The sequence below is a fragment of the Candidatus Pelagibacter sp. RS40 genome, assembly GCF_002101295.1.
Lineage (GTDB): Bacteria > Pseudomonadota > Alphaproteobacteria > Pelagibacterales > Pelagibacteraceae > Pelagibacter.
In genome coordinates, this window is record NZ_CP020778.1 from 760,695 (window position 1) to 780,000 (window position 19,306).

Sequence of the window (19,306 nt, forward strand, 5' to 3'; positions counted from 1 at the left end):
AGAATAGAAAAAATTATTGGTATAATAGTTTTGGGGGCCAATCAGGTGGAGTTACCATGAACTCCCCCAGGCTTGAAAAAGAGCAAGGGTAATGAGTATTTTCCAGGTTGGTTGGTCTCCTTTTATTAATGACAAATAATTCAAAAGTATTAGCTTTAAAATATAGACCTCAGGTACCCGAAGATTTAATCGGACAAGAAGTTGTAATTGAAACAATTTTGAATGGAATTAAATCTAAAAAAACACCAAATGCTTATCTTTTTACTGGCATTAGGGGAGTAGGTAAAACTACTATCGCAAGGATCATAGCTAAAGCACTTAATTGTAAAAATGGGATAGACAATCTTTGTAAGGAAAAATTTTGCGAAAATTGTAGCTCGATAATCAATTCTAATCATATTGATGTTTTAGAAATGGATGCAGCAAGTAAAACAGGTGTAGATGATGTAAGAGATTTAATCGAATTTTCTAGATACGGTCCAACATCTGCACAATATAAAATATTCATAATTGACGAAGTTCACATGCTTAGCAAACAGGCTTTTAATGCTTTGTTGAAAACACTTGAAGAACCACCAAATTACTTGAAATTTATTTTTGCCACAACTGAGATAAAAAAAATACCAGTGACTGTAGTTTCAAGATGTCAGAGATATGATTTGTCGAGAATAAAGTCTGATCAATTATTTGATTTTTTAAAAGATGTAGCAAAAAAAGAAAAAGGTCTAATTTCAGACGAAGCATTAAAACTTATTGTAAAAATTTCTGAAGGTTCTGTTAGAGACTCTCTTTCACTGTTAGATCGTGGACTAATGAGTAATATTAATGGTAGTGAATTTACTCTTGAAAATGCTCAGAAAATTTATGGGTATTTTGATAAAAGCTTCTTAATAGAATTAATTGAGTATTTATTGAAAGGTGATGAAAAAAATGTGATTAAAAATTACAGAAAATTATTTGATGCAGGGATTGAACCAAAATCATTTTTAAATGACTTTCTTGAAGTACTTTATTACATAAAAAATATAAATTCTATAAGGCTTGAGGGTAAGATTTTTAATCTTAATGATGGTGAATTTAAAAAAATTTTAGAGATAGCTGAAAAAACAGATCCACAAGAAATAATTTTATTTTGGCAATTTACAATCAAAACTATCGATGAATTAGAAATTGTCTCTAATCCAAACTTATCTGTTGAGATGTTTTTAGTAAGATTAATTTATCTGAAAGGCTACAAAATTAAAGAAGATATAAACAATGAATCATTAATTTCCTCAATTGAGAAAGAAACTGTAAAAATAGACAAAACAGTCGAAACAGTAAATCAGATTAAAAATGTATCACAAGAAGATAAAATAGATCCAAAATTGGAAACGAATAAAAAAAAAACTGAAATTAGCTCTTTTCGAGAGTTAATTAATTTATGTAATGAAAGAAAAGAAATGAAATTAAAATATGAACTAGAAACCAATGTAAATCTTGTATCCTTTGAGAATTTTAGAATGGAGATTTCTTTTAATGATAATCTAGATAAAGATTTTATTAAAGAATTATCACACAAACTTTTTGAATGGACAGGCAGTAGGTGGATAATAACTCTTTCCCAAAAAAAAGGAGAAATTTCCACGAAAGAAAAAGACCAAATAAACCAGAGACAAATTTTTGAACAAGTTAAAAAAAGTGATATTTATAAAAAAGTTTTAGAAATTTTACCTGATGCTGAATTGATTGATGTAAAAAAAATAGATAAAGAGAGTAATGACTGATTTTAGTAAGATTTTGGATAAAGCAAAAGAGCTTGAGGCGAAAATGAAGGAAAGCCAAGAAAAAATTAAACAAATTGAGGTAGTAGGGAGCTCGGGTGGAGATGCAATAAAAGTTACACTTAACGGTGATGGTGAAATGACAAACATTGAAATAGGTGACGAAATTTTAAAGGAAGAAAAGGGTATAATTCAAGATCTAATTACAGCTGCACATAATAATGCTAAATCTCAGTTGAAATCCAAAACTTCCGAGGAGATATCAAAAGCAACAGGTGGATTTGGAATACCTGGATTTAAATGGCCACTTTAAAAATTAATGCAAAATATTTCTGAGATTGAAACACTTATCAAACTAATTTCTAAACTACCTGGACTTGGTCCAAAATCAGCTAAGAGAATAATTCTCAAGTTAATAAATAATAGACAGGAGATTTTAAAACCTTTGGCCTCATCTTTCAACGAAGTTTATAAAAATATAATTAGATGCAAAACATGTGGCGCTTTAAGATCAAGCACATCAGAGTGTGAAAATTGTGAAAATATAAATAAAAATTATAATAAAATTTGCGTCGTAGAAAATATTGCAGATCAATGGGCAATTGAAAGTTCAAGTATCTTTCAAGGATACTTCCACATATTAGGAGGTACTATTGATAATTCAATAAATCAAAGAAAAGAAGATCTGTTAATAGACTCATTAGTTCAAAGAGTAAAAAAAAATAATATTGAGGAAATAATTTTAGCAACATCAGCTACAGTAGAGGGTCAAACAACAGCCTTTTACATACAGGATAGCCTAAGAAATATTAATGTAAAAATTTCTAAACTTGCCCAAGGTTTGCCTGTTGGTGGTGAAATTGAAAATTTAGATGATGGAACACTTGTTTCAGCGTTTAAAAATCGCAAAAACCTAGGACAATAATTTAATTTTTCTTGATAATTCTGTTTAAATGCAAAAGTGGTTCGGTGTAACCGGATGGTTGAGATTTACCATGAAAGATAAGTTCACAAGCGGCTTTAAATGCAATTGATTTGTAATACTTTGGTGACATGTTTTCATAATTTGGATCATTTTTGTTTTGATCATCAACTACCTTAGCCATTTTCTTCATGATTTCAAGTACTTGCTTGTTTGAGCAATATCCATGGTGTAACCAATTTGCGATATGTTGTGAAGATATTCTTAAAGTTGCTCTATCCTCCATTAAACCTACATTATTTATATCTGGAACTTTAGAACAACCTACACCTTGATCTACCCATCTCACTACGTAACCCAAGATTGTTTGAGCCGAGTTTGATATCTCATTTTCTATTTCCTCAACAGACCAATTTGGCCTATCAGCTATTGGTATATCTAAAAGACCGTCTAATTTTGCTGGAGATCTTGATTTAAGTTCTTCATGTTTTTTAAAAATATCAATTTCATGATAATGTAAAGCATGTAATGCTGCAGCTGTAGGTGATGGCACCCATGCACAATTAGCACCAGAATTTAAATGGCCAATTTTTTGCTCCATCATATCTTTCATTTTATCAGGCATTGCCCACATTCCTTTACCGATTTGAGCCACACCAGAAAAACCACATTTTAAGCCAACATCTACATTATTATTTTCATAGGCTTCAATCCATTTTGACTTTTTCATATCTCCTTTTTTAATCATTGGACCTGCTTCCATCGAGGTATGCATTTCATCGCCTGTACGATCTAAAAATCCAGTATTGATAAAAAAAACTCTGTGTTTTAAAGTTCTGATACACTCTTTTAAATTTGCAGAGGTTCTTCTTTCCTCATCCATAATTCCACATTTAATCGTATTCTTATCTAATTCTAAAACTTCCTCAACTTTTCCAAAAATAATATCAGTAAATGCTGTTTCATCTGGTCCATGCATTTTAGGTTTAACAATATAAATTGAACCTGATCTAGAGTTGCCTTTACGTTTTAAATCATGAAGGCAAGCTGCCGATGTAATAAATGCATCCAAAATTCCTTCAGGAACTTCAGATCCATCATTTAATATAATTGACGGATTAGTCATTAGGTGTCCAACATTTCGAACCAATAACAAACTTCTTCCATGAAGTTTCATTTTTTTTCCTGAGTTAGATATATAACTTCTATCTGGATTTAGTTTTCTTTTTAATTGTTTTCCTTGTTTTTCAAAAATTGAAACTAAATCTCCCTTCATTAATCCTAACCAATTTCTGTAACATGCAACCTTATCTTCTGCATCAACTGCGGCAACACTATCTTCATGATCGCATATAGTCGAAATTGCTGACTCTATTATAATATCACTTATTCCGGCTGCATCTTGTGCTGCGCTAAACGCTTTTGGATTTATGATAATTTCTAAATGTAAATTATTATTATTTAATATAACGGCAGTTGGCATTAAAGCTTCTCCTCTAAAACCTGTAAATTTTTCGTTTTGTTTTAAATCAAATAAATCTCTATCTTTTTTAATCTTTAAATTTCCATCATGAACTTCAAATCCAGAGATTTCTCTCCAACTAATACCATTTATAGGAAAATGTTTATTTAAAAAATCTCTAGCATAATTTATTACTTGCTCACCTCTTAGAGGGTCATATTTTTCACTTCCACTCTCTTCTGACTCAATTACATCAGTGCCATATAAACTGTCATACAAGCTCATCCATCTCGCATTCGCTGCATTTAAACTATATCTAGCATTCATTATCGGCACAACCAATTGAGGTCCTGCTATACTTGAAATTTCAGTGTCTAAATTTTTAGTTTCGATTTTGAATTCTGAACCTTCTTCCTTGAGATAATCAATATCCTTAAGAAATTTTTTGTAGTCTTCTAAATTAAAATCTTCAAATTTATTTTTTTTGTGCCAAAGATCTATTTCTTTTTGTATGGTTTCTCTTATTTCTAAAAGCTCTCTATTTTTTGGAGCAAGTTCATGTACCACCTTATCAAAACCATCCCAAAATTTTTTAGGACTAATATTGGTATCTAGTAATAATTCATTATCTATAAAATCAGCAAGTATTTTATCAACAGACAAATTATTAATTTTAATAAATTTTTCTTTCATAAACTAAATAAATTTCAACCCCATCTGTTGATTAACCTGAGAGTTTTACTCCTTCGGTGAGAAATTTTCTCTTTCCAGATAATTATGTTTAAATGGTCCTTTTGCCTGAGAGTTTCCGGGGAAGTTGCTCCTTCGGCGCTATAATAGTCTCTCCCATAAAAACAAAATTTTAAGACATTTTATTGCCTTTTTTAAATATAATAAAGCTTTTAAATGAAAAATTACCTTAATTTTGAGACAGAAGTAAAAAATTTAGAGACTGAACTTGATCAATTAAAAGATCCATATAATCAAGAAGGATTGTCTGAAGTTGATACGTCTAAAATTTCAAAAGTTCAAAAAGAGATTGATAAAAAGTTAAGTGAGATTTACTCAAATTTAGATCCATGGCAAACAGCTTTAGTTGCAAGACACGAAGACAGACCCAAAGCTAAATTTTTCATTGATAATTTGTTCGAGGAGTTTGTTCCTCTTTCTGGTGATAGATATTATGGAGAAGACAAATCTGTCATCTCAGGATTTGCTAAGTTTAATGGAAAGTCAGTGCTGATTATTGGTCAAGAAAAAGGTGAGAATTTAGAAACTAGAATTGAGAGAAATTTCGGCATGATGCGACCAGAGGGTTATAGAAAAACAATAAGATTAATGAAGTTAGCAGATAAGTTTAGAATTCCTATAATTTCATTTATAGATACACCTGGCGCATATCCAGGAGTTGGAGCAGAGGAAAGAGGTCAAGCTGAGGCAATAGCAAAATCCATTGAATGCTGTATGGAACTTAGCGTGCCAACTATTTCTGTGATAATTGGCGAGGGCGGATCTGGTGGCGCAATCGCTCTTGCATCATCTAACAAGGTGCTAATGTTACAAAATGCAATCTACTCAGTAATTTCTCCTGAAGGATGTGCAACAATCCTTTGGCGAGATCCAAAAAAAACTTTAGAGGCTTCAAAAGCAATGAAACTTTCATCCAAAGATTTGCTTAATTTAGACATAATAGACGAAATAATTCCAGAACCAATTGGTGGAGCTCACAGGGATAGAGATTTAATTTTAGACAATGTTCGGTTATCTTTAGATAAAAATTTAAATTTTTTTCTTTCTATGGAAAAAGATGAAATATTAAACCACAGAAAAAATAAATTTTTGTCAATTGGTAGGAATAAGGGATTTACAACTCAAACAGGTTTAAATGAAAATTTAACAATGAAAGAAAGCAAATTTGATAGAATTATTTCTAAGTTTAAAAGTGATATTAAATTAACCTATATTTCAATAGGAGTCCTAATTTTTATATTCTCCTTATTTTTTATTTTATAAGGATCCACAACAATGCTTATATTTTTTACCTGAGTTGCAAGGACAAGGCTCATTTCTTCCAATTTTTTTCGTAGATAGTTCGTTAAACTTTTTGTTTTGTTCTTGTGAAAAATTATTATCTTGTTCTTGGCTATCAATTACTTTTACATTTATCAAAAAAGTAATTAATTCTGTTTTTAATTTGTTAAGTAAATTCTCAAATAATATGAAAGCTTCTTTCTTATACTCTACTAGGGGATCTCTTTGACCATAAGATCTCAGACCTATAACTTGTCTCAATTGTTCTAAATATTGAATATGCAATTTCCAATTTTGATCAATTAATTGTAAGAATATTCGTTTTTCAATTTCAAGTGCTTCATTTTTTCCTAGAAGACTAATTCTTTCATCTCTTTTTTCTGAAAATTTATCTTTTACAATTTTTTCAAGTTCTGCATCTTTTACATTTGAAATTTCTTTTACTTTCTCATCATCAAATGATTTTCCAAAAATAGTCTTAAAGCTTTTTGTAAAGTCATCTGAAGTGGGATTTGCTAATTTCTTAGATTTCAAGATTTTTAATTCATTTAAGTTTTCATCTATAAAATCATCTGCAAATACATTTGCTTCCTTGCTCTCCATAACATTATTCCTTTGACTAAATATGACTTGTCTTTGGTCATTAAGTACATTGTCAAATTTTAGTAGGGTTTTTCTTATATCAAAATTTCTCGCTTCAACTTTTTGCTGAGCTCTTTCAAGAGCTTTATTTATCCATGGATGATCTATGCTTTCTCCATCTTTAAGTCCAAGCTTTTCTAAAATATTATTCATAGACTCTGATCCAAATATTCGCATTAAATCATCCTCTAAACTTACGAAGAAAATAGAATTGCCCTCATCACCTTGCCTTCCTGATCTACCTCTAGCTTGATTATCTACTCTCCTACTTTCCATTCTCTCAGTTCCTATTACGAATAAACCTCCCAATTTTTTCACCTTATCTTTTTCGCTTTCGTCTTGACCTCCAAGTTTAATATCAACCCCTCTTCCAGATATACTTGTAGTTATAATTATTGAATTTATTTTGCCTGCATTGGCAATTATTTCTGCTTCTTTCTCATGATTTTTTGCATTTAAAACAATGTGTTTAATCCCTTTTTTATTTAACAAATCTGAATAGTGCTCAGATTTATTTATACTTGCAGTAAATACTAACAAAGGTTGGCCAGATTTATTGCATTCAATTATTTTCTCAATTATTGCATCGTCCTTTTCTTTTAAAGTTCTGAAAATTTGATCATTCCAATCTTTTCTAATCATTTCTTTATTTGTAGGTATTGATACTACTGGCAAATTATAGATTTCAAAAAACTCCTCCGACTCGGTTTGAGCTGTTCCAGTACAACCAGATATTTTTTTATAAAGTTTAAAAAAGTTTTGGTAGGTTATAGACGCCAAAGTTTGATTTTCAGCATTAACTACTAACTTTTCTTTTGCTTCTAAACTTTGATGGAGCCCATCTCCAAATCTTCTACCTGGAAGCTGTCTTCCAGTTTGTTCATCAATTATAATAATTTGATCATCTTTGACTATATAATCACGCCCGTTGTGAAATAAGTGATTAGCTTTTAAAGCTTGATTGACATGATGAACAAGATGTAGGTTTTCAGGATCATAAAAATTATTATTTTTCAAAATACCAGCGTTTGAAAATATTTTTTCAATATTATCAATACCTTTATTTGTGAGAAGAATATTTTTATCCTTTTCGTCAATATCAAAGTCATCAGGCTTCAATGTTTTTACAAGTTTATCAATTGCAATATATTGACTGGTTTTATCTTCTGCAGCTCCTGAAATGATTAAAGGCGTTCTAGCTTCATCAATTAAACACGAGTCTATCTCATCAACGATAGCATAATTATGTCCTCTTTGAACCATGTCTTTTTTTGAAAATTTCATATTGTCTCGAAGATAATCAAAACCTAGCTCACTATTAGTTGCATAAGTTATATCCTTCATATAGTTTTCTTTTCTTTCAAGATCAGATTGATGAGTATTTATAAAGCCACAACTTAAACCTAGGAATTCATATATTTCCCCCATATTTTGACTATCTCGTTTAGCCAAATAATCATTTACAGTTACTATATGAACACCTTTTTTTTCTAGTGCATTAAGGTAAGCTGCTAAAGTTATAGTCAAGGTTTTTCCCTCACCCGTTTTCATTTCTGCAATTTTATTTTCATGGAGAGCTACACCACCAATTAATTGAACATCAAAGTGTCTTTCATTATGAACTCTTTTCGATGCTTCTCTAACTAAAGCAAAAGCCTCTGGCAATATTTGGTTTATCTTTTCACCATCATCTAGTCTCGAAATAAGTTCAGATGTTTTTTTTGGAAAATCAGAATTATCAATATTTTCAAATTTTTTTTCTAAACCGTTAATCTGATTAACTATTTTGCCAATTCTATCTAACTCTTTTTGATTTCCACTTTTAATTATTTTAGAAAATAGATTTAACGGATTAAACATTTTAATGTACAGTAATTAATGAATATATAGTAATTTTTTAGGGAAATTAAATATCATGGTTTTAGGCATAAACAACTTTTTTGATGCTAGAAATAAAAACGCAAAAGTTGCTGATTTTCAAGATTTAGACCATTTAGATGGAGTATCGGTATCAGCAGTTTCAGCAAATTTGTATGATCAAAAAAGAGATGACCTCGTTTTATTTTATTTTAGAAATGGAGCTAATCATGCATCTTTGTTTACAAAATCAAGTGTTGTATCAGAAAATATAAAGTGGAATAGAAAAATTAAGTCCCAAAAAATACATGCATTATTGATTAATACTAGAAATGCAAATGCTCTTACAGGATCAGATGGATATGATGCATTAAAAATACTCTCATTAGATTTGTCTGAAAAACTGACACTCAAACAGAAACAGGATGAAGAGTACCCAAAAATTATTCACTCTGACAGTATACTTTTTGCATGTACTGGTACAATTGGAGAAAAATTTCCTTTAGAAAAAATAAAAAATTCACTTCCTAATTTAGTTGACAATATAAAATATAATCAAAATAAATTAATATGGATGAAATCAGCTTCAGGTATCAAAACAACAGATACTAAACCCAAGCTAGCAATGTCAGAGTGCAAAATAGGTAACACACCAATAAAGGTTTATGGCATTGCCAAAGGCTCTGGAATGATATTTCCTAATATGGCAACAACATTAGGATTTCTATTTACTGATGCAAATTTGTCTTCCTCAATTTTAAAAAATATTCTTAAAGATAGTATTGAAACTACTTTTAATGCAATTTCTTGTGATGGGGACACTAGTACTAATGATATGGTATCAATTTTTGCTACTAATAAAGCAAAAAATTCAGAGGTGAAAAACTACAAAGAAAAAAAATTAAAAGACTTTAAAGAATCCGTGCACGAAGTTTTATTGAATTTAGCAAAAAGAGTAGCGGCAGATGGTGAAGGGGCATCTAAATTTGTTACAGTAAATTGTATTAGAGCAAAATCTGTAGCTGATGCAAAAAAGATCTGCTTTTCAATTTCAAACTCACCTTTAGTAAAAACTGCATTAGCCGGTGAAGATCCAAATTGGGGGAGAATAGCTATGGCAGTCGGAAAAACAGAAATAAAAGTTGATATAAAAAAAATAAATATTTCTTTTGGGCCATATAAAATTTTCTCAAAAAATGAATTAGCCAAAGATTATGATGAGCAAAAAGTTAGAGAATACATGAAAAACGAGTCTATAGAAATAACAGTTGATCTTGGAATGGGTCAAAAAAGTTTTACTTCATATACTATGGATTTAACAAAAGATTATATTGAAATTAACGCTGATTATAGATCTTAGGACATTGAAAATATAATTTTGCTGCTTAAGTAATCATTATGATAAAATACGCACTAAATTGTAGAGACTGTAACAAAGAATTTGAAAGTTGGTTTGGATCTTCAAAAGAGTATGACAGATTAAAAAAAATGAAATTACTAAACTGTCAAAACTGTAGTTCTTTAAATGTAGAAAAATCATTAATGGCTCCAAATTTATCAAAAACAAAAAAATCATCTGAGAAAAATGAGTTTAAGTTGAAAGAAGTTAAACAAAAATTAAAAGAGTATAAAAAATTTGTAAAAGATAATTTTGATTTCGTGGGTGATAATTTTACTTATGAGGCAAGATCAATTCATTACAATAAAGATAAAAAAAAACTAAAAAAAGGTATTTATGGCAAAGCCTCAATTGAAGACATCAGAGAGTTAAAAGACGAAGGTATTGAAACAGAAATGATGCCTTGGATTGAGGACAAGGAGAATTAAACTTTCTCAAATTTGGTTATATAATTTACAGATTTATCAGAGGATATTTTCCACTGGTCAAATATAGGATTAAAAGTCAATCCATCAATTTTATTTAATTTTAATGAATTTTTTTGACAAATATTAATAAGGTTTTTAGGTTTTACAAATTTATCCCATTCATGAGTTCCAATAGGAAGCCATCTTAAAACGTACTCAGCCCCAACGATTGCAAATAAATAAGATTTTAATGTTTGATTTAGAGTAGCTACAAACATTATCCCATTTTTTTTTAAAAATCTCGAACTTTGTTTAATAAAGATATCCACATTTTCTACATGTTCCACTATCTCCATATTTAAAATTACATCAAATTTTTTAGAAGTTTTTAAATTTTCTGGTGAACAATTAAAATATTTAATATTTAATTTACTTCTTTTTAAATGATGCTTGGCAACTCTGATATTGTTTAGAGATGCATCAATGCCGACTACATTTGCACCCAGTCTTGACATTGGTTCAGATAGAAGGCCTCCGCCACAGCCAATATCTAATAACTGTAAATTTTTAAGAGGTTTATTATTTTTTTGTAACTTAAAATGTTCAACTAAATTATCTTTAATATATTTAATTCTTATTGGATTAAATTTATGTAGAGGTCTAAATTTTCCAGATGGATCCCACCATTCTTTGGCAATTCTAGAAAATTTTTCTATTTCTTTTTTATTTATTGTGTTAGTTTTCATTACTTTATTGACTTTATATTCAAGATGTATTTTATCAATATATTTTAATTAAAAAAAATTTACTCATGAAAATTGTAGTTTTAAAATTTGGCGGAACATCTGTTGGTACAATAAATCGAATAAAAAAGGTTGCAGAAATAATTAGCAGCTATGTGAAGCAAAAATATAAGGTCATAGTCGTTTCTTCAGCAATGAGTGGAGCAACAAATGATTTAGTAAAAAAATCGAAAGAAATTAGTAGTAATTTTTCTAATGCAGAATACGATGTTCTTGTATCTTCAGGTGAACAAGTTGCATGTTCATTGATTGCTGGCAGATTGATACATAAAGGATATAAAGCAAGATCATGGTTAGCATGGCAAATACCCATCTACACTGATAATAATCACAAATTTTCAAGAATAAACCAAATAAATAAAAATAAAATATTACGTTATTTAAAGTCTGGAGGAATTCCAATAATTACTGGCTTTCAAGGCATTAACAAAGAAGAAAGGATAACCACTATAGGCAGAGGAGGATCAGATGCTAGTGCAATAATGTTAGCAACTTTTTTTAAAGCTAAGAGATGCATTATTTATACAGATGTTGAAGGCGTTTATACTACTGACCCGAATAAATTAAAATCAGCAAAAAAAATTAAAATAATTTCTTATGAAGAAATGTTGGAAATGGCGTCATTGGGTGCAAAAGTAATGCAGCCCGTATCCATACAAGATGCAAGGCTAAATAGAATAAATATAGAAGTTAAATCTTCATTTAATAAAAAATCAGGAACACTAATAACAAAGAGAAAAAACATTATTAAAAATAAAATTATAACTGGTATTTCTTCAACCCAAAACGATGCAAAAGTTACTCTAGTAGGTGTTAAAGATAAACCAGGTATAGCAGCGGCAATTTTTAAACCTTTATCTAAAAACTCCATTAATGTTGATATGGTTGTACAAAATATATCTGCAAATGGAAAGGAAACAGATCTTACATTTACAATTAAAAGTGATGATCTTGTAAAGACAAAAAAAATTATTAATGAGAATAAAAGTATAAATTTTACAAAACTAATTTTTGATAAAAATGTATCTAAAATTTCTATTATTGGTGTTGGTATGGTTACAACACCTGGGGTTACTTTTAGAATGTTTCAAGCGCTTGCAAACCAAAAAATTAATATTCAAGTTATCTCAACTTCAGAAATTAAAATTTCTGTATTGGTAAATAAAATTTATGTCAAAAAAGCAATTTTAGTACTTCATAAAGAATTTAAACTAGAAAAATAAAATGAGCATTAGGCCATTTAGAGATATTAAAAGAAAAAAAACAAAAGCCATAAAAGTTGGGAATTTAGATATTGGTGGTGATAACCCAATATCTGTCCAATCAATGACTAATACTTTAACTCAAAACTCAAAATCAACAATAAATCAAATCAAAGAAATTGAAAATGCTGGCGCTGATTTAGTGAGGGTTTCATGTCCCGATCAAGAATCAACATTAGCTTTGAAACAAATAATAAAGGAAATAAATATTCCTTTAGTTGCAGACATACATTTTCACTACAAGCGAGCAATAGAAGCAGCTGAAAATGGAGCTCATTGTTTAAGAATAAACCCTGGCAACATAGGAGACACTTATAAAATTAAGGAGGTTATAAAAGCAGCTAAAGACAATAATTGTGCAATAAGAGTTGGAGTAAACGCAGGATCTTTAGAAAAAGATATTTTAGAAAAATATAAAGAACCGTGTCCAGAAGCTTTAGTTGAAAGCGCAATAAGAAATATAAATATCTTAGAAAATGAGGATTTTTTTAAATTAAAAGTAAGCGTTAAATCTTCAGATGTTTTTTTATCAATAGGTGCTTATAGACAATTGTCAGATAAAATTGATTATCCTTTGCATGTAGGAATAACAGAGGCAGGAAGTTTTTTACCTGGAACAATAAAATCTTCAATAGGATTTGGATCGTTATTATTGGATGGAATAGGTGATACCATAAGAGTTTCTTTATCTGACGATCCTGTAAAAGAAATTAACGTTGGAAATGAGATACTAAAATCTTTAAATTTAAGAAATAGAGGTGTAAGAATAATCTCATGTCCTTCATGTGCAAGACAAGCATTCGAAGTAATTAATACAGTTAAAGTCCTTGAGGAGCGACTATCTCACATTAAAACTCCTTTAACATTATCAATAATTGGTTGTGTTGTTAACGGTCCAGGAGAAGCTGCTCAAACAGATATAGGAATAACTGGTGGTGGCAAAGGAAACCATATGCTTTATTTAAACGGTATTGAGAGTGAGAAAATAAAAAGTGAAGAAATTATATCAAAAGTAGTAACTATGGTCGAAAAAAAAGCTGCTGAAATTGAAAATGATCCAAAAAAATAATGCTACCATTAGCTAAAGTGCAAAGTTTAATTTTAAAACATTCTCAATTAGAGAAAGATTTGTCGAGTGGTGCAATAGATAAAAATTCATTTGCAGAAAAATCAAAAGAATATTCAGATTTGAATGAAATTATCAAACAAGCAAAGGAGTATAGTGAATTTGAAAAAAATAAATCGGAATTAGAAATTTTAATTGCTGATGAAAATGGTGATAAAGAAATGAAAGATCTAGCTGAAACTGAATTAGAGGAGTTGAAAAAAAATTATGAAATTAATGAGAAAAAAATAAAAATTTTTTTACTTCCTAAAGATGAGGCAGATACCAAAAATGCAATAATTGAAATTAGGGCTGGTACAGGTGGTTTGGAAGCCAGTCTGTTTGCAGGTGATTTGTTTAAAATGTATGAAAAGGTTAGTCATAAAAAAAAATGGCAACTAGAAATAATTTCTATTTCAAAAAGCGATGCAGGCGGTCTAAAAGAAGTTATTGCTTCAATAAAAGGAAAAAATATTTATTCATCCTTAAAATATGAAAGTGGAGTTCATAGGGTTCAAAGAGTACCTGACACAGAGACACAAGGTAGAGTACATACCTCAGCCGCAACAGTTGCAGTTTTGCCAGAAGCAGAGGAAGTTGATGTAAAAATTGAGGATAAAGATTTAAGGATTGATGTTTTTAGAAGTAGTGGTCCTGGTGGTCAAAGTGTAAATACTACGGACTCAGCTGTTCGTATAACTCACATTCCAACCGGAATAGTTGTAAGTCAACAAGATGAAAAATCTCAAATAAGAAATAAAGAAAAAGGTCTTAAAATTCTCAGATCAAGAATTTATGAATTAGAGAGACAAAAAAGAGATGAGGAAAGATCTAAAGACAGAAAAAGTAAAATTGGATCAGGAGATAGATCGGAGAGAATTAGAACCTATAATTTTCCACAAGGAAGAGTTACCGATCATAGAATAAATTTAACTTTACATAAATTAGAAGAGTTTATGGAAGGTGAAATATTTGACGAAATGATAGAAAATTTGAGTATTCAAGCTCAAGAAGAAGAATTAAATAAATTAGCATAATGAATTATCAAGAATTATTAGTCGATGCATCTAAACAATTAAAATTTAATAAATTAAATTCAGCAAAGCTGGATGCTGAATTAATCTTATCTAAAATACTTGGATTAAGTAGAGAAAAAATTCTTCTTAACTTAAATGAAAAAATAAATGATAAAGTTTTAGAAAAGTTTAATTGGTATTTAAAATTAAGAAAGCAAAATAGACCGATTGCATATATTCTGGGCTTTAAAGATTTTTGGAAGTATAAATTTAAAGTAGATAAAAATGTACTAATTCCTCGGCCAGAAACCGAATTAATAATTGAGCAAGCGCTAAAGAATTTACCCAAATTATCAACCAAAAATATATTAGATATTGGAACGGGATCTGGTTGCATAATTATATCAATAATTAAAGAAAGAGAAAATTGTAAAGCAACCGCTATTGATAAATCGTTAAAAGCCTTAAAAGTTGCTAAATCAAATGCAGAAATGCATCATGTACAAAAAAAAATAAAATTTCTGAATATCGATGTTGACAAATACTTTGCTAATAAATATGATCTTATTGTATCTAATCCTCCATACATCAAAGATATTGAGATTTTAAGTTTAGATAAGGATGTTAAGTTAAATGAGCCTAAACTAGCATTATCAGGGGGAATATCAGGCTTAAATAAAGTTTTTAAAGTAATTAATAAAAGTCAAAAACTATTAAAAACAAAAGGAAAGCTTATTTTAGAGATTGGAGATAAACAAAGTAAAGAAGTGAAAAAATATTTGATAAAAAATAATTTTAACCAAATACAAGTATTTAAAGATTTATCAAGAAAAGATAGATGCATAGTAAGCACAAAAGCTAATTAATGAATAATTTCAAAAATAATCCAAGAAGACATAGATTTAGATCTAATAATGATAGAAATTTCAAAAAGAGAAATGGCAATGGCCATAAGTTAAATGGTGACTTTAATAACAATCCCGAATTTAAAAGAAAAAATCCTGGAAGAAATAACCAAAACGCAGCAAAGTTAATTGAAAAATATAATGATTTAGCGAGAGAAGCTCAATCAAATGGAGATAAAATATTATCTGAAAATTACTTACAACATGCAGACCATTTTGCAAGAATATTAAATTCGCAGGAACAATCTAAAGTTGTGAATTTAAAAACAAATTCTAGTGAACAAAATTCTGAGGCAAAGGTGGAACAAGTTGTTGCTGAAGGTGATAATAAAGAAATAAAAGAAGAAATTAAAGCAATAGATTAATTTAAGCCTGCAATCAATTCAGATTTTAGAACATCAATTTTAATTTTGTTGACTTCAAAATCTTTACGTTCATTTCCTTTAAGAGTTTTACCTGAGGGAAGCTTTAGTTTTTGAGAATTAATTTTTTTACCATTTTCTATTACCTCATAATGCAAATGAGGTCCGGTTGATAAACCTGTAGATCCTACATATCCAATAATTTGTCCTTGTTTTACTCTAACACCTTTTTTTATTCCTCTTCCAAACTTTGACATATGAGCATAAACAGTTTGATAGACAGAGTTATGTTTTATTTTAACACAATTTCCACCACCACCGCACCATTTTGCTCTTGTAACTATTCCGTCTCCAGAGGCCATTATTGGTGTTCCTGTTGGAGCAGCAAAATCTGTTCCTAAATGCATTTTTGTATACCCTAATATAGGATGTTTTCTTTTACCAAACGATGAAGAAAGTCTAGCACCGTTTATAGGTGTCTTCATGAGCGTTTTTCTCATACTTTTTCCATTTTCGTCAAAGTAATCCGTTTCATTTTTGTTAATTTCAAATTTATATAAATTAAGATCACTACCTCGAATATTTAGGTTTGAAAAAATTATGTCACCACTTTCTATAAGTGAACCATCATCATTTTCAAATTGTTCATACATGATTTGAAAAGAATCTCCTTTCCAAATATCTCTTTGAAAATCTACTTCAAATCCATATAACCTTGCAAATTCAATTATAGTATTTGGTTTTATGTTCAAGTTTAAAGCCGTATTATATAAACTATTTTTAATTACCCCTTCTTTGAAAATTATTTTTTTACTTAAATTTTTTTCAGTTATTTTTGTATTAAATTTTGCAAGATTATTATATCTTTTAAAAATTACATCTTTTTTCTTGTCTATCTCAATTTTAAACTCAACTACTCTTACTTCATCTTTTCTATCTATTTTGAATAATATTTTTTGGTTCAATTTTAAAGATTTTATTTCTTTAATTGTTTTAATATTATTTAAAATGATTTTTTTTTCAGTGTTTGGAATATTAATACTTTCTAATATATTTTCGTAAGTATCACCTTTTTGAATTTTATAATCTATTGTTATGTATCTAGGATTTAACTCTGAGGTAAGTGAATTAGTTATTTTTTTTAAGTAAATGTTATTGAAAGATTTTTTTAAATAATAAATTTGATTTTTCTTATTAGTGTCATAAAAATAAGTTACAAAAACAGCAATAAAAATAAGCAAAATAAGCCAAATAAAATGAGTAAATTCTCGAAGCTTATCTAAAATTCTATTTTTCATCTCTTCAAGTATTTATATAAATTCGTTGAAATATAAGGCTTTTTAGCACACTTTTTATTTATCTAATAACTTGATTTAAATAATTTTTCCAATATAAGCGTCACACTCAGCATGTAAAAAATGTTGTTTATTGGGCCTTATAGTCCAATTAGCTATTTAATTTGTAAAAATTTTAAGAAGAGAAGTGTGGACGGTTAAGGTTACCAAAATTTGTCGTACACACTTCAACATTACATAAATATTATTCTTAGTATTTATGTAGAAGCTAGTGTGCGCCGTTTTTAAACTTGAGAGTTTGATCATGGCTCAGAACGTACGCTGGCGGCACGCCTTATACATGCAAGTCGAACGAAGTAGCAATACTTAGTGGCAGACGGGTGAGTAACATGTGGGTATCTTCCCTTTGGTGAGGAATAACACGAGGAAACTTGTGCTAATACCTCATAAGTCTTTACGGAGAAAGCTTTATGCGCCAATGGATGAGCCCGCACTTGATTAGTTTGTTGGTGGGGTAATGGCCTACCAAGACTTTGATCAATAGCTGATCTGAGAGGATGATCAGCCACATTGGGACTGAGACACGGCCCAAACTCCTACGGGAGGCAGCAGTAGGGAATATTGCACAATGGAGGAAACTCTGATGCAGCGATGCCGCGTGAGTGAAGAAGGCCTTTGGGTTGTAAAGCTCTTTCGTCGGGGAAGAAAATGACGGTACCCGAATAAGAAGGTCCGGCTAACTTCGTGCCAGCAGCCGCGGTAATACGAAGGGACCTAGCGTAGTTCGGAATTACTGGGCTTAAAGAGTTCGTAGGTGGTTAAAAAAGTTGGTTGTGAAATCCCGAAGCTTAACTTCGGAACTGCAATCAAAACTTTTTAGCTAGAGTATGATAGAGGAAAGCAGAATTTCTAGTGTAGAGGTGAAATTCGTAGATATTAGAAAGAATACCAATTGCGAAGGCAGCTTTCTGGATCATTACTGACGCTGAGGAACGAAAGCATGGGTAGCGAAGAGGATTAGATACCCTCGTAGTCCATGCCGTAAACGATGTGTGTTAGACGTTGGAAATTTATTTTCAGTGTCGCAGCGAAAGCAGTAAACACACCGCCTGGGGAGTACGACCGCAAGGTTAAAACTCAAATGAATTGACGGGGACCCGCACAAGTAGTGGAGCATGTGGTTTAATTCGAAGATACGCGCAGAACCTTACCAACACTTGACATGTTCGTCGCGGCTCTAAGAGATTAGAGCTTTCGGTTCGGCCGGACGAAACACAGGTGCTGCATGGCTGTCGTCAGCTCGTGTCGTGAGATGTTGGGTTAAGTCCCGCAACGAGCGCAACCCTCACTTTTAGTTGCCATCATTTAGTTGGGCACTCTGAAAGAACTGCCAGTGATAAGCTGGAGGAAGGTGGGGATGACGTCAAGTCCTCATGGCCCTTACGTGTTGGGCTACACACGTGCTACAATGGCATTTACAATAGGAAGCAAGATGGCGACGTCAAGCAAAACCTAAAAAGATGCCTCAGTTCGGATTGTACTCTGCAACTCGAGTACATGAAGCTGGAATTACTAGTAATCGCGGATCAGCGCGCCGCGGTGAATACGTTCCCGGGTCTTGTACACACCGCCCGTCACACCATGGGAGTTGGTTCTACCTTAAGGCAAGGCTTAAAACCCTTGACCACGGTATAGTCAGCGACTGGGGTGAAGTCGTAACAAGGTAGCCGTAGGGGAACCTGCGGCTGGATTACCTCCTTTCTAAGGATGAATAAGAACTCGTTCTTATTCTAAAAAATATAACAGGTTAATGTTGACCGTCCTCATTTCTCTTCTTGAAATAGTGTTTCTCTCTTCTACGTAGGGGCCGGTAGCTCAGTTGGTTAGAGCACACCCTTGATAAGGGTGGGGTCGAAAGTTCGAGTCTTTCTCGGCCCACCAAAATTAACTGGGGGATTAGCTCAGCTGGGAGAGCGCCTGATTTGCATTCAGGAGGTCAGCGGTTCGATCCCGCTATCCTCCACCATGAAACACTTAGTTATTTTATTTTGTGAAGAAAATTTTTTATATTATCA

The 19,306-nt window shown here is 30.8% G+C and carries 15 protein-coding genes, 2 tRNA genes, 1 rRNA gene, 1 other RNA gene and 1 riboswitch; of the genes, 15 read left to right on the forward strand and 4 right to left on the reverse strand.

Translation table 11 applies throughout. The features are described 5' to 3' along the window. The first annotated feature begins 29 nt into the window (after nucleotides 1-29). The 4 genes from ffs to recR all read left to right on the forward strand — a co-directional run bounded on the left by ffs (nucleotide 30) and on the right by recR (nucleotide 2,688). An RNA gene (gene ffs, locus B8063_RS04085) (signal recognition particle sRNA small type) lies at nucleotides 30-128 on the forward strand. After that, nucleotides 129-1,766, forward strand: a complete 1,638-nt coding sequence (gene dnaX / locus B8063_RS04090; RefSeq protein WP_085069753.1) for a DNA polymerase III subunit gamma/tau — start codon at nucleotides 129-131, stop codon at nucleotides 1,764-1,766. After that, nucleotides 1,759-2,076 (forward strand): YbaB/EbfC family nucleoid-associated protein, encoded by a 318-nt coding sequence (locus B8063_RS04095; RefSeq protein ID WP_085069755.1) that lies wholly within the window; start codon nucleotides 1,759-1,761, stop codon nucleotides 2,074-2,076. The genes dnaX and B8063_RS04095 overlap by 8 nt, the downstream gene beginning before the upstream one ends. A 6-nt stretch (nucleotides 2,077-2,082) precedes the next feature. Further along, a complete protein-coding gene (recR, locus tag B8063_RS04100; RefSeq protein WP_085069757.1) occupies nucleotides 2,083-2,688 on the forward strand; it encodes a recombination mediator RecR in 606 nt (201 codons plus the stop codon). A 1-nt stretch (nucleotide 2,689) separates the two neighbouring features. On the opposite strand, the gene B8063_RS04105 is transcribed toward recR, so the two are convergent. Further along, nucleotides 2,690-4,840: a malate synthase G gene (locus B8063_RS04105; protein WP_085069759.1), complete on the reverse strand. Its 2,151-nt coding sequence runs from the start codon at nucleotides 4,838-4,840 to the stop codon at nucleotides 2,690-2,692. 83 nt (nucleotides 4,841-4,923) lie between these two features. Then, a riboswitch (glycine riboswitch) is annotated at nucleotides 4,924-5,006 on the reverse strand. A gap of 47 nt (nucleotides 5,007-5,053) precedes the next feature. Here B8063_RS04105 and B8063_RS04110 point away from each other — a divergent pair. After that, entirely contained in the window at nucleotides 5,054-6,160 is a 1,107-nt protein-coding gene (locus B8063_RS04110; RefSeq protein WP_085069761.1) for an acetyl-CoA carboxylase carboxyltransferase subunit alpha, read from the forward strand. Here the strand turns inward: B8063_RS04110 and secA are convergent. Continuing rightward, on the reverse strand, nucleotides 6,155-8,680 hold the full coding sequence (gene secA, locus B8063_RS04115; protein ID WP_085069763.1) for a preprotein translocase subunit SecA: 2,526 nt from the start codon (nucleotides 8,678-8,680) through the stop codon (nucleotides 6,155-6,157). The two genes, B8063_RS04110 and secA, sit on opposite strands and share 6 nt — an antisense overlap. 55 nt (nucleotides 8,681-8,735) lie before the next feature. On the opposite strand from secA, the gene argJ reads away from it, so the two are divergent. Continuing rightward, nucleotides 8,736-10,037 carry a bifunctional glutamate N-acetyltransferase/amino-acid acetyltransferase ArgJ gene (argJ, locus tag B8063_RS04120; protein WP_085069765.1) on the forward strand — a complete coding sequence of 434 codons (1,302 nt, stop codon included), beginning with the start codon at nucleotides 8,736-8,738 and terminating at the stop codon, nucleotides 10,035-10,037. A gap of 38 nt (nucleotides 10,038-10,075) precedes the next feature. Further along, nucleotides 10,076-10,504 carry a DUF1178 family protein gene (locus tag B8063_RS04125; protein ID WP_085069767.1) on the forward strand — a complete coding sequence of 143 codons (429 nt, stop codon included), beginning with the start codon at nucleotides 10,076-10,078 and terminating at the stop codon, nucleotides 10,502-10,504. On the opposite strand, the gene ubiG is transcribed toward B8063_RS04125, so the two are convergent. Then, nucleotides 10,501-11,229: a bifunctional 2-polyprenyl-6-hydroxyphenol methylase/3-demethylubiquinol 3-O-methyltransferase UbiG gene (gene ubiG, locus B8063_RS04130; RefSeq protein ID WP_085069769.1), complete on the reverse strand. Its 729-nt coding sequence runs from the start codon at nucleotides 11,227-11,229 to the stop codon at nucleotides 10,501-10,503. The two genes, B8063_RS04125 and ubiG, sit on opposite strands and share 4 nt — an antisense overlap. Nucleotides 11,230-11,294: 65 nt before the next feature. On the opposite strand from ubiG, the gene B8063_RS04135 reads away from it, so the two are divergent. From B8063_RS04135 to B8063_RS04155, 5 genes are read left to right on the forward strand one after another with little or no spacing between them, the layout of a single operon-like run. Continuing rightward, a complete protein-coding gene (locus B8063_RS04135; protein ID WP_085069771.1) occupies nucleotides 11,295-12,509 on the forward strand; it encodes an aspartate kinase in 1,215 nt (404 codons plus the stop codon). A gap of 1 nt (nucleotide 12,510) precedes the next feature. After that, complete coding sequence (gene ispG, locus B8063_RS04140; RefSeq protein WP_085069773.1) at nucleotides 12,511-13,617, forward strand: flavodoxin-dependent (E)-4-hydroxy-3-methylbut-2-enyl-diphosphate synthase; 1,107 nt, start codon at nucleotides 12,511-12,513, stop codon at nucleotides 13,615-13,617. Next, nucleotides 13,617-14,690: a peptide chain release factor 1 gene (gene prfA / locus B8063_RS04145; RefSeq protein WP_085069775.1), complete on the forward strand. Its 1,074-nt coding sequence runs from the start codon at nucleotides 13,617-13,619 to the stop codon at nucleotides 14,688-14,690. Before ispG ends, prfA begins: the two co-directional genes overlap by 1 nt. Then, nucleotides 14,690-15,535 carry a peptide chain release factor N(5)-glutamine methyltransferase gene (gene prmC, locus B8063_RS04150; RefSeq protein ID WP_085069777.1) on the forward strand — a complete coding sequence of 282 codons (846 nt, stop codon included), beginning with the start codon at nucleotides 14,690-14,692 and terminating at the stop codon, nucleotides 15,533-15,535. The genes prfA and prmC overlap by 1 nt, the downstream gene beginning before the upstream one ends. After that, nucleotides 15,535-15,939 (forward strand): DUF4167 domain-containing protein, encoded by a 405-nt coding sequence (locus B8063_RS04155; RefSeq protein ID WP_085069779.1) that lies wholly within the window; start codon nucleotides 15,535-15,537, stop codon nucleotides 15,937-15,939. The genes prmC and B8063_RS04155 overlap by 1 nt, the downstream gene beginning before the upstream one ends. Here the strand turns inward: B8063_RS04155 and B8063_RS04160 are convergent. Further along, nucleotides 15,936-17,234 carry a M23 family metallopeptidase gene (locus tag B8063_RS04160; protein WP_085069781.1) on the reverse strand — a complete coding sequence of 433 codons (1,299 nt, stop codon included), beginning with the start codon at nucleotides 17,232-17,234 and terminating at the stop codon, nucleotides 15,936-15,938. The two genes, B8063_RS04155 and B8063_RS04160, sit on opposite strands and share 4 nt — an antisense overlap. 283 nt (nucleotides 17,235-17,517) lie before the next feature. Here B8063_RS04160 and B8063_RS04165 point away from each other — a divergent pair. The 3 genes from B8063_RS04165 to B8063_RS04175 all read left to right on the forward strand — a co-directional run bounded on the left by B8063_RS04165 (nucleotide 17,518) and on the right by B8063_RS04175 (nucleotide 19,257). Then, nucleotides 17,518-18,992, forward strand: a 16S ribosomal RNA gene (locus tag B8063_RS04165). A 103-nt stretch (nucleotides 18,993-19,095) separates the two neighbouring features. After that, nucleotides 19,096-19,172: transfer RNA gene (locus B8063_RS04170), tRNA-Ile, on the forward strand. 9 nt (nucleotides 19,173-19,181) lie between these two features. After that, nucleotides 19,182-19,257, forward strand: a tRNA-Ala gene (locus B8063_RS04175). Nucleotides 19,258-19,306: the final 49 nt, after the last annotated feature.

Coding starts and splice junctions, on each gene's coding strand:
- dnaX (WP_085069753.1), top strand. CDS start 129: ATGACAAATAATTCAAAAGTATTAGCTTTAAAATATAGACCTCAGGTA.
- B8063_RS04095 (WP_085069755.1), top strand. CDS start 1,759: ATGACTGATTTTAGTAAGATTTTGGATAAAGCAAAAGAGCTTGAGGCG.
- recR (WP_085069757.1), top strand. CDS start 2,083: ATGCAAAATATTTCTGAGATTGAAACACTTATCAAACTAATTTCTAAA.
- B8063_RS04105 (WP_085069759.1), bottom strand. CDS start 4,840: ATGAAAGAAAAATTTATTAAAATTAATAATTTGTCTGTTGATAAAATA.
- B8063_RS04110 (WP_085069761.1), top strand. CDS start 5,054: ATGAAAAATTACCTTAATTTTGAGACAGAAGTAAAAAATTTAGAGACT.
- secA (WP_085069763.1), bottom strand. CDS start 8,680: ATGTTTAATCCGTTAAATCTATTTTCTAAAATAATTAAAAGTGGAAAT.
- argJ (WP_085069765.1), top strand. CDS start 8,736: ATGGTTTTAGGCATAAACAACTTTTTTGATGCTAGAAATAAAAACGCA.
- B8063_RS04125 (WP_085069767.1), top strand. CDS start 10,076: ATGATAAAATACGCACTAAATTGTAGAGACTGTAACAAAGAATTTGAA.
- ubiG (WP_085069769.1), bottom strand. CDS start 11,229: ATGAAAACTAACACAATAAATAAAAAAGAAATAGAAAAATTTTCTAGA.
- B8063_RS04135 (WP_085069771.1), top strand. CDS start 11,295: ATGAAAATTGTAGTTTTAAAATTTGGCGGAACATCTGTTGGTACAATA.
- ispG (WP_085069773.1), top strand. CDS start 12,511: ATGAGCATTAGGCCATTTAGAGATATTAAAAGAAAAAAAACAAAAGCC.
- prfA (WP_085069775.1), top strand. CDS start 13,617: ATGCTACCATTAGCTAAAGTGCAAAGTTTAATTTTAAAACATTCTCAA.
- prmC (WP_085069777.1), top strand. CDS start 14,690: ATGAATTATCAAGAATTATTAGTCGATGCATCTAAACAATTAAAATTT.
- B8063_RS04155 (WP_085069779.1), top strand. CDS start 15,535: ATGAATAATTTCAAAAATAATCCAAGAAGACATAGATTTAGATCTAAT.
- B8063_RS04160 (WP_085069781.1), bottom strand. CDS start 17,234: ATGAAAAATAGAATTTTAGATAAGCTTCGAGAATTTACTCATTTTATT.